11 protein-coding genes are annotated in these 8,736 nt (G+C 71.5%); 3 read left to right on the forward strand and 8 right to left on the reverse strand.

Translation table 11 applies throughout. The features are described from left to right. From EHS43_RS29265 to rimP, 4 genes are all read right to left on the reverse strand, one after another. A partial coding sequence (locus tag EHS43_RS29265; RefSeq protein ID WP_148104113.1) for a translation initiation factor IF-2 N-terminal domain-containing protein occupies positions 1–252 on the reverse strand: 252 nt, incomplete at its 3' end. Between the two features lie 163 nt (positions 253–415). Next, positions 416–697 carry a YlxR family protein gene (locus EHS43_RS29270; protein ID WP_125193730.1) on the reverse strand — a complete coding sequence of 94 codons (282 nt, stop codon included), beginning with the start codon at positions 695–697 and terminating at the stop codon, positions 416–418. A 116-nt stretch (positions 698–813) separates the two neighbouring features. Beyond that, positions 814–1,800: a transcription termination factor NusA gene (nusA, locus tag EHS43_RS29275; protein WP_125193731.1), complete on the reverse strand. Its 987-nt coding sequence runs from the start codon at positions 1,798–1,800 to the stop codon at positions 814–816. A 2-nt stretch (positions 1,801–1,802) separates the two neighbouring features. After that, complete coding sequence (gene rimP, locus EHS43_RS29280; protein ID WP_125193732.1) at positions 1,803–2,300, reverse strand: ribosome maturation factor RimP; 498 nt, start codon at positions 2,298–2,300, stop codon at positions 1,803–1,805. Positions 2,301–2,476: 176 nt separating this feature from the next. On the opposite strand from rimP, the gene EHS43_RS29285 reads away from it, so the two are divergent. Genes EHS43_RS29285 through EHS43_RS29295 form a run of 3 tightly spaced genes read left to right on the forward strand, consistent with a single transcriptional unit; the run spans position 2,477 to position 4,420 of the window. Continuing rightward, positions 2,477–3,016 (forward strand): hypothetical protein, encoded by a 540-nt coding sequence (locus EHS43_RS29285; RefSeq protein WP_125193733.1) that lies wholly within the window; start codon positions 2,477–2,479, stop codon positions 3,014–3,016. After that, entirely contained in the window at positions 3,013–3,492 is a 480-nt protein-coding gene (locus EHS43_RS29290) for a ferritin-like domain-containing protein (RefSeq protein ID WP_125193734.1), read from the forward strand. Before EHS43_RS29285 ends, EHS43_RS29290 begins: the two co-directional genes overlap by 4 nt. A 28-nt stretch (positions 3,493–3,520) precedes the next feature. Further along, the gene (locus EHS43_RS29295) at positions 3,521–4,420 is read left to right on the forward strand and encodes an aminoglycoside phosphotransferase family protein (protein WP_125193735.1); all 900 of its coding nucleotides are present in this window, start codon (positions 3,521–3,523) and stop codon (positions 4,418–4,420) included. A 43-nt stretch (positions 4,421–4,463) separates the two neighbouring features. Here the strand turns inward: EHS43_RS29295 and EHS43_RS29300 are convergent, their stop codons facing one another. The 4 genes from EHS43_RS29300 to ispG all read right to left on the reverse strand — a co-directional run. Beyond that, on the reverse strand, positions 4,464–6,167 hold the full coding sequence (locus tag EHS43_RS29300) for a proline--tRNA ligase (RefSeq protein ID WP_125193736.1): 1,704 nt from the start codon (positions 6,165–6,167) through the stop codon (positions 4,464–4,466). Positions 6,168–6,255: 88 nt separating this feature from the next. After that, complete coding sequence (locus tag EHS43_RS29305) at positions 6,256–6,786, reverse strand: GNAT family N-acetyltransferase (RefSeq protein WP_125193737.1); 531 nt, start codon at positions 6,784–6,786, stop codon at positions 6,256–6,258. 25 nt (positions 6,787–6,811) lie between these two features. Further along, positions 6,812–7,660 carry a GNAT family N-acetyltransferase gene (locus EHS43_RS29310; protein ID WP_125193738.1) on the reverse strand — a complete coding sequence of 283 codons (849 nt, stop codon included), beginning with the start codon at positions 7,658–7,660 and terminating at the stop codon, positions 6,812–6,814. Positions 7,661–7,879: 219 nt separating this feature from the next. Then, positions 7,880–8,736, reverse strand: an 857-nt coding sequence (gene ispG / locus EHS43_RS29315) for a flavodoxin-dependent (E)-4-hydroxy-3-methylbut-2-enyl-diphosphate synthase (protein ID WP_125193739.1), incomplete at its 5' end; no start/stop codon positions are given.

The raw sequence follows: 8,736 nt of genomic DNA on the forward strand, positions 1-8,736 counted from the left end.
GCGCGGGGCGGCCGGACGGGCAGCCTGCGCCGGGGAGGGGGCTGCCGGCCTGGCCGGGGCAGCCTTGCGTGCGGGGGCGGACTTGCCGCCGTTGCCCTGCTGGAGGGCGTCCGTCAGTTTGCGGACGACAGGCGCTTCGATCGTCGAAGACGCCGAACGGACGAATTCACCGAGTTCTTGGAGCTTGGCCATGACGACCTTGCTCTCCACGCCGAACTCCTTGGCGAGTTCGTATACCCGGACCTTAGCCACTTCGCTCCTTTTAGGTCCGGGTTGCGTCCGGACCGTCGCTACTTCATGGGCGTACTCATCGCGTGCTCATCGAGTGCTCATCGCAATCTCGACCTACTTCCAACTCGCGGGGTACCTGGGCCGCACGGGGGTTCCGCGCGACGCTTCTTACGGTGTTGCCTGCTCAGCAACTGTCTGTCTGCTCGACGTACTGGCGCAACGCCTTTGTGTCGAGTGCTCCCGGGGCGCGCAACGCCCGCGTGAACACCCGGCGGCGTACCGCCTGGTCGAGACAGACCAGGGCGGGGTGGATGTACGCACCCCGGCCGGGCAGCGTACCGCGAGGATCAGGGACGCATGCGTCCTTGATCGCCACGATGCGCAGCAGATCGGTCTTGGCCGCTCGCTGCCTGCATCCCACACAGGTGCGTTCAGGGCATGCGCGGGCGTGCGTCCGGCCAGACACTCTTAAGTCTACCTCCCCGTACCGACCTCACCCCTTGGGGGCAGCGATCGAACGGTTGTTGTCGTGATCTAAGCCACCTGCGGCTTGGATCTATTCCCCGGCGCCGTTCCGCGGCGCTACTCGGCCGCCTGCTCGGTGTCCGGACGGATGTCGATCCGCCATCCGGTGAGCCGGGCCGCGAGCCGGGCGTTCTGCCCTTCCTTGCCGATGGCGAGGGAGAGCTGGTAGTCGGGGACGGTCACCCGCGCGGAGCGGGCGGCCATGTCCACGACCTCGACCTTGGAGACGCGGGCCGGCGAGAGGGCGTTCGCCACCATCTCCGCCGGGTCGTCCGACCAGTCGACGATGTCGATCTTCTCACCATTGAGCTCGCCCATGACATTGCGCACACGGCCGCCCATGGGACCGATACAGGCACCCTTGGCGTTCAGGCCCGAACGGGTGGACCGTACGGCGATCTTGGTGCGGTGGCCGGCCTCGCGGGCGATCGCGGCGATCTCGACGGAGCCGTCGGCGATCTCCGGCACCTCCAGGGCGAAGAGCTTCTTCACCAGATTGGGGTGCGTGCGCGACAGGGTGACGGACGGACCGCGCACACCCCGCGCCACCCGTACGACGTACGACCTCAGCCGCATACCGTGCGGATAGGTCTCGCCGGGCACCTGCTCCTGCACCGGCAGGATGGCCTCCAGCTTGCCGATGTCCACGAGCACGTTCTTCGGGTCGCGGCCCTGCTGGACCACGCCCATGACGATGTCGCCCTCGCGCCCCGCGTACTCGCCGAGCGTCGCGTCGTCCTCGGCGTCGCGCAGCCGCTGCAGGATGACCTGCTTGGCGGTGGTGGCGGCGATACGGCCGAAGTCGGACGGGGTGTCGTCGAACTCCCGGGGCTCCTGGCCCTCTTCGAGCTCCTCGGGGTCCTCCTTCGCCCACACGACCACGTGTCCGGAGTCCCGGTCGAGCTTCACGCGCGCGTGGCGGTGGCTTCCCTCGGTGCGGTGGTAGGCGATGAGGAGGGCCGACTCGATCGCCTCGACCAACAGGTCGAAGGAGATCTCCTTCTCCCGTACCAAGCCCCGCAGGGCACTCATGTCGATGTCCACGGCTACGCCTCCTCTTCCTTCTTGTCCTTGCGGCTGAACTCGACCTGCACGCGCGCCTTGTCGAAGTCGGAGAAGGCGAGTCTGCGGGCGGTGGCCCTGCGGCCCTTCACCCCGGGCACCTCGACGTCGAGACCCTCGTCGTCGACCTCCAGGATCCTGGCGACCAGCTCGCCGCCCTCGGTGAGCTGGAACTTCACCAGCCGGTCCACGGCGCGCTCGTAGTGCCGGTGTTCCTTGAGGAGGCGTTCCGCGCCGGGGGTGCCGACCTCCAGGGTGTACTCCCCCGCACCCATCGCGTCGGTCTCGTCGAGCTTCGCCGAGAGCACGCGGCTCACATCGGCGATCTGGTCCAGGTCGGCTCCGGTGTCCGAGTCGACGACCACGCGCAGCACCCGCTTTCGCCCTACGGAGTCCACCGCGATCTCTTCGAGATCCAGGCCCTGGTCGGTGACGAGCGGTTCCAGGAGCTCTCGCAGCCTCTCGCTCTGGGTGGTGCTCATCCGGGTGACTCCTCGGCCGCGTGTGCTGTTGTGGGTAGGTCGCGTGTCTGGTGAAAGGGTATCCGGTCGCGGGGGGTGTTGCCGTCCAGGTGACCGCGGATGCGCGGGTACCGTGATCGCCGGCGGGCCCGACCTCCCGCCCGTGTGTTCGTACGAGCTTCCTGAGGACGTCTGCCGTGCCGTACCCGCCTCTGTCGCGCGTCCCCGCGGGGCCGCGGAGAAGATCCCTGCTCGCCTCGGTCGCCGGGGGCGCCCTCCTCGTGGGGTGCTCCGACGGGACCGGTAGTGGCGAGGAGGGCACCGCGGGCAGTCCGTCCGTCGTCGAGCGGATCCGGGTGCGCGCGGCCCGGGACAGCCGGGCGATCGCCGAGCGGTACGACGCCGTCCTGGCCGCGCATCCGGCGCTCGCGGAGCGGCTGGGGCCCTTGCGCGCGGAGGCCGTACGGCACGCGGAGGCGTTCGGCGAGGCGGTCACGGCGGGCTCCACCCCCAGTGCGTCCCGCAGTGCGACGTCCACGCCCGCCCCCTCGCCGTCGGCCGTCGTGCCCTCCGCCGAGAAGGACGCCCTCGCCCAGCTCGCCGCCGCCGAGCGCGAGCTCGCCGACCGGCGGGCCAAGGCTCTGCTGGAGGTGCCGGGCGAGCTGGCACGGCTGCTGGCCTCGGTGGCGGCGGCCGGCGCCGCGCACGCCTACCTGCTGACGGAGAGTGCCCGATGAGCGAGAAGCAGGAGCTGGAGGCCCTCCAGAAGGCGCTGGCCGCCGAACACGCCGCCGTCTACGGCTACGGCGTCGTCGGCGGCCGCGTCGACGAGGGCCGGCGCGCGGAGGCCAGGGCCGCCTACGACGCCCACCGGGCCCGCCGGGACGCCCTCGTGCGCGCGGTGCGCGGCCTGAAGGGGACGCCGGTGCCCGCGGCGGCGGCGTACGCGCTGCCCTTCCCGGTGCCGGACCCGGCCGCGGCCGTACGGCTCGCCGCCGGCCTGGAGGACCGGGTGGCCGGGGTGTACTCCGACGTGGTCCGGGCAACCGGGGGCGAGTGGCGGAGCAGGGCCGCCGAGGCGCTGCGGGAGGCCGCGGTGCGGGCCGTGCGCTGGCGAGGCGAGAGCGTAGCCTTCCCTGGGCTCGCCGAGCGGGCCACCACGGATCCGTCCGCCACCCCGACCTCGGTCTCCTCGACGGCTCCCACGGCGTAACGCGGCACTGGAAGGGAACGACTCGCGCATGGCTTTCGAACCACCGCAGCGGCTGGTGCGGGCGCTCGGCGAGAGCGTGCCGGACTCCGACGACTGGGTGGACCAACTGCCCGGCACCGCCGGACAGGCCGTCGCACAGCGCGAGTTGACCGTGGAGCGGGTCCAGGTGCCCGGCGGCCGCAGCAGCCTCGTCGTACTCGTGCGGCGCCCCGACGGGACACCGGCCGTGCTCAAGCTGGCCCCGCCCCGGGCCCGTCCGGAGAGCGAGCGGGCGGCTCTCGCCCACTGGGACGGGCGGGGGGCCGTACAACTTCTGGAACCCTTCGTCGCGGAGGGCGTGCTGCTGCTCGAACGGCTGCACCCCGACGTCTCCGTGCGGTCGCTGCCGGAGGCGAAGGCGCTGCTGGAGGCGGCCGGGACCCTGCGGCGGCTGTGGGTGGAGCCTCCCCGCGACGACGACGCCCATGTCTTCGAGACGGTGGCCGAACGCACCGGACGGCAGGCCGCGGCCATGCGGGGCGCTTCCGCGGAGGCGGCGGGGCTGGTCGGCGCGGCTCTCGACGCGCGCGAGGCGTTGCTGGCCGCGCCGCCGGAGGAGCGGCTGCTGCACGGCACGTTCCGGCAGAGCAAGGTGCTCGCGGGCACCCGGTCCCCGTGGCTGGCCGTGGGTCCCGACCCCGTGGTCGGCGAGTGCGCGTTCGATCTCGCCCGGCTGGTGCGGGACCGGGTGGAGGACCTGATCGCCTCGCCCTCGGGGGCGGCGACGACCCGCCGGCGGATCAAGCGGCTCGCGGAGTCGCTGGAGGTCGACCAGGAACGGCTGCGCGGGTGGACGCTGTTCCGGGCCGTGGAGTCGGGAGTGCGGGCCCTGCGGGTCGGGCGGCCCCGGGACGCCGAACTGCTGCTGGAGTTCGCCGGGTGGCTGTGAGGCGGCGCCCGCGCACGCCGCCCCACCCTGCGCCGGTCTGCCCCTAGGCGGACAGGCGGGCGATCGCCTCGTCCACCGTCAGCTCCTCGCGCTCACCGGTGCGGCGGTCCTTGAGCTCCAGGACCCCCTCGGCGGAACGCCGGCCCGCGACCAGGATCTTCGGTACGCCGATGAGCTCGGAGTCCGTGAACTTCACACCCGGCGAGACACCGGCGCGGTCGTCGACCAGGACCCGCAGACCGGCGGCGCGCAGTTTCTCCGAGACGTCGAGGGCCAGTTCGATCTGGAGGGCCTTGCCGGCGGCGACGACGTGCACGTCGGCCGGGGCGACCTCGGCCGGCCAGCACAGGCCCTTGTCGTCGGCGCTCTGCTCGGCGAGCGCGGCGACCGCGCGGGAGACGCCGATGCCGTAGGAACCCATGGTGACGCGGACCGGCTTGCCGTTCTGGCCGAGGACGTCGAGCTTGAGGGCGTCGGCGTACTTGCGGCCGAGCTGGAAGATGTGGCCGATCTCGATGGCGCGGTCCAGCTTGAGGCCGGTGCCGCACTTCGGGCACGGGTCGCCCTCCTGGACGACCACGACGTCGACGTACTCGTCGACCTCGAAGTCACGGCCCGCGACGACGTTCTTCGCGTGCGTGTGCTCCTTGTTGGCGCCGGTGATCCAGGCGGTGCCGGGGGCCACGCGCGGGTCGGCGACGTACTTCAGCTTCTCCTGGCGGCCCTGCGGACCGACGTAGCCGCGCACGAGGTCGGGGCGGCCGGTGAAGTCCTCCGCCGTCACCAGCTCCACGACGGCGGGCGCGAAGTGCGCCTCGACCTTGTCCAGGTCGACCTCGCGGTCGCCGGGAACGCCCACGGCCACGATCTCGCCGTCGACCTTCACGAGGAGGTTCTTCAGGGTCGCGGAGGCCTCGACGCCCAGGTGCGCGGCGAGGGTCTCGATGGTCGGGGTGTCCGGGGTCGGGATCTCCTCGAGCGCCGGGACGGAGGCACCGTCCACCGGCTTCAACTCATACGTGATCGCCTCGGTGTTGGCCGCGAAGTCGCAGTTCGGGCAATCCGCGAAGGTGTCCTCGCCGGCCTCGGCCGGGGCCAGGAACTCCTCCGACTTGGAGCCGCCCATCGCACCCGCGGTCGCGGCGCAGATGCGGTAGTCGAGGCCGAGGCGCTCGAAGACCTTCTGGTAGGCCTGGCGGTGCAGGGCGTAGGACCGGGCCAGGCCCTCGTCCTCGGTGTCGAAGGAGTACGAGTCCTTCATCAGGAACTCGCGGCCGCGCAGGATGCCGGCCCGCGGGCGGGCCTCGTCACGGTACTTGTGCTGGATCTGGTAGAGGATGACCGGCAGGTCCTTGTAGGAGGACGCCTGGTGCTTCACCAGCAGGGTGAAGATCTCCTCGTGGGTCGGTCCGAGCAGGTAGTCGCCGCCCTTGCGGTCCTGGAGCCGGAACAGCTCCGCGCCGTACTCCTCCCAGCGGCCGGTGGCCTCGTAGGGCTCGCGCGGCAGCAGGGCGGGCAGCAGCACCTCCTGGGCGCCGATCGCGTCCATCTCCTCGCGGACGATCCGCTCGACGTTGGCCAGCACCTTCTTGCCCAGCGGCAGCCAGGACCAGATACCGGCGGCGGTCCGGCGCACGTACCCGGCCCGCACGAGCAGCTTGTGGCTGAGGACCTCGGCGTCCGCCGGGTCGTCGCGCAGCGTCTTCGCCATCAACTGGGACATGCGCTGGACCGGTGCGTTGGCCATGATTCTCGTACTCCTGCCGGGGAAACGGTGATGGGTGTCGGGCACCCCCCAGGAGGTTAGCCGGGCACGCTGTGCCGGTGGAAATCGGTCAGCGGCGGCGCAGCGGCAGCGGGGCACCCATCACGGCGTACGGCTTCGGGGCGCTCGGGAAGAGGACCTGGCGGGCGAGGTCCTGGTAGCCGAGGGAGTGGTACAGGCCGCGGGCCGGGCTGTCGGTGTCGATCGCGGAGAGGATCGAACGGGGCTCGGTGGCGCTGTCGGTGATCGTGGTGATCAGGGTGCGTCCGATGCCGCGGTTCTGGTGGTGCGGGTGGACGTGCAGCTCGGTGATGACGAAGGAGTCGTCGAGCCAGACCTCGTTGTGCCGGGCGCGGAGGTAGGGCTCCACGACGGTGGACCACCAGTGGGTACGGTCGTTGGGCATGCCGTACACGAAACCCACGAGGTCGCCCCCGACCGTCGCGCCGAGAGCTCTGGCACCCGGGTAGGTCATGTGGCGCAGCACGATCTGGCGGCGCACCGCCACCTCGTCGGCACCGAGGCCGAAGGCGACGGCCTGGACCGCGAGGGCCTCGTCCACGTGGGCGGACAGGTCCAGGGGGCCGATGACGAGGTCCATGCGGGGAGCGTACAGGCAGCCGACGTCAGAAGAGGACGCTCATGAACGCGCCCACCTCCTGGAAGCCCACCCTCGTGTACGTCCTTCTCGCCGCCGTGTTGAAGTCGTTGACGTACAGGCTGACCACCGGGGCGACGTCCGCGAGGGCGTAGCGCAGCACCGCGGCCATCCCGGGCGCGGCCACTCCCCTGCCCCGGTACTCGGGGGCCACCCACACGCCCTGGATCTGGCAGGCCCGGTCCGTCGCGGCGCCGATCTCCGCCTTGAAGACGACCTTGCCGTGTTCGTCGAGGCGGGCGAAGGAGCGTCCGGCGCCGACCAGTTCGGCGACGCGGGCCTGGTAGAGGAGGCCGCCGTCGCCGGCCAGCGGGGAGACGCCCACCTCCTCGGTGAACATCGCCACGCACGCCGGCATGATCGTCTCCATCTCGTCCTTGCGGATGCGGCGGACGTACGGATCCGGGGCGACGTCGGTGGGCATGCGGTCGGTGACCATGAGGGGCTGGTGGGCGCGGACGTCCCGGGCCGGGCCCCAGCTGGGTTCCAGCAGCCGCCACAGCTGTGCGGTGGGTTCGGCGGGGCCGACGATGGAGGAGCAGCGGCGCCCGGCCCTGCGCGCCCGGTCGGCGAAGGCGCGGACGGCTCGGGGGGTCGCGCAGATCGGGACGAGGTTGGCACCGGCGTAGCAGAGGGACGTCAGCATGCCGTCCTCGTACCAGCCCCACATCTCGCCGCCGAGCCGCCACGGGTCGAGGCCGGCGACCTGGACCCTCGACGTCACGAAGGCGTTCGCGACCGGCTCGCGGTCCAGAATGGCGAGCGCGGCGTCCAGGTCGCTCGGTTCGAGGACCCGGGAGGTCGTCTGGGTCAACACGGGCGGGGCCTCACACTGGGGTCTGCTGATCTCCGCACTGTACCTGCGGAAGCTGAGCCGTGCCGAGCCGCGTTCCGGTGCCGGTTGCCTGTGAGGCGCCCGGTGTCGTGGTGGCCGTCCCTGGGGGCTGCGCCCCCGGACCCCCATCGGCCTGAACGGCCTCGTCCTCAAACGCCGGACAGGCTGAAATTCCCTGAACCGGCGTTCGAGGCCCCCCTCTCAGCCCGCCACCGACACCGACGGCTCGCCCGACTCCACGCCCGCGTCCTGCATCTGCTCGGCCAGCTTCATGGCCTCCTCGATGAGGGTCTCCACGATCTTGGACTCGGGGACGGTCTTGATGACCTCGCCCTTGACGAAGATCTGGCCCTTGCCGTTGCCGGAGGCGACACCGAGGTCGGCCTCACGGGCCTCGCCGGGGCCGTTGACCACGCAGCCCATGACGGCGACGCGGAGCGGGACGTCCATGCCGGTCAGGCCCGCCGTGACCTCCTCGGCCAGCTTGTAGACGTCGACCTGGGCGCGGCCGCAGGACGGGCAGGACACGATCTCCAGGCCCCGCTGCTTGAGGTTCAGCGACTCCAGGATCTGGTTGCCGACCTTGACCTCCTCGACCGGCGGGGCCGAGAGGGAGACGCGGATGGTGTCGCCGATGCCCTGGGAGAGGAGGGCGCCGAAGGCGACGGCCGACTTGATGGTGCCCTGGAACGCCGGGCCCGCCTCCGTCACACCGAGGTGGAGGGGGTAGTCGCACTGGGCGGCGAGCTGCTTGTACGCCTCGATCATGACGACCGGGTCGTTGTGCTTGACGGAGATCTTGATGTCCCGGAAGTCGTGCTCCTCGAAGAGGGACGCCTCCCACAGGGCGCTCTCCACCAGAGCCTCCGGGGTCGCCTTGCCGTACTTCTGCAGCAGGCGGCGGTCAAGCGAGCCCGCGTTGACCCCGATACGGATCGGCGTGCCGTGATCGCGCGCCGCCTTCGCGATCTCCTTGACCTTGTCGTCGAACTGCTTGATGTTGCCGGGGTTGACGCGGACGGCCGCGCAGCCCGCCTCGATCGCCGCGAACACGTACT

Source organism: Streptomyces sp. RP5T (assembly GCF_003933965.1).
Lineage (GTDB): Bacteria > Actinomycetota > Actinomycetes > Streptomycetales > Streptomycetaceae > Streptomyces.

Bases quoted from the DNA above. Each gene is read 5' to 3' on its own strand.
- EHS43_RS29300 (WP_125193736.1), bottom strand. From the start codon at position 6,167: ATGGCCAACGCACCGGTCCAGCGCATGTCCCAGTTGATGGCGAAGACG.
- EHS43_RS29290 (WP_125193734.1), top strand. From the start codon at position 3,013: ATGAGCGAGAAGCAGGAGCTGGAGGCCCTCCAGAAGGCGCTGGCCGCC.
- rimP (WP_125193732.1), bottom strand. From the start codon at position 2,300: ATGAGCACCACCCAGAGCGAGAGGCTGCGAGAGCTCCTGGAACCGCTC.
- EHS43_RS29295 (WP_125193735.1), top strand. From the start codon at position 3,521: ATGGCTTTCGAACCACCGCAGCGGCTGGTGCGGGCGCTCGGCGAGAGC.
- EHS43_RS29305 (WP_125193737.1), bottom strand. From the start codon at position 6,786: ATGGACCTCGTCATCGGCCCCCTGGACCTGTCCGCCCACGTGGACGAG.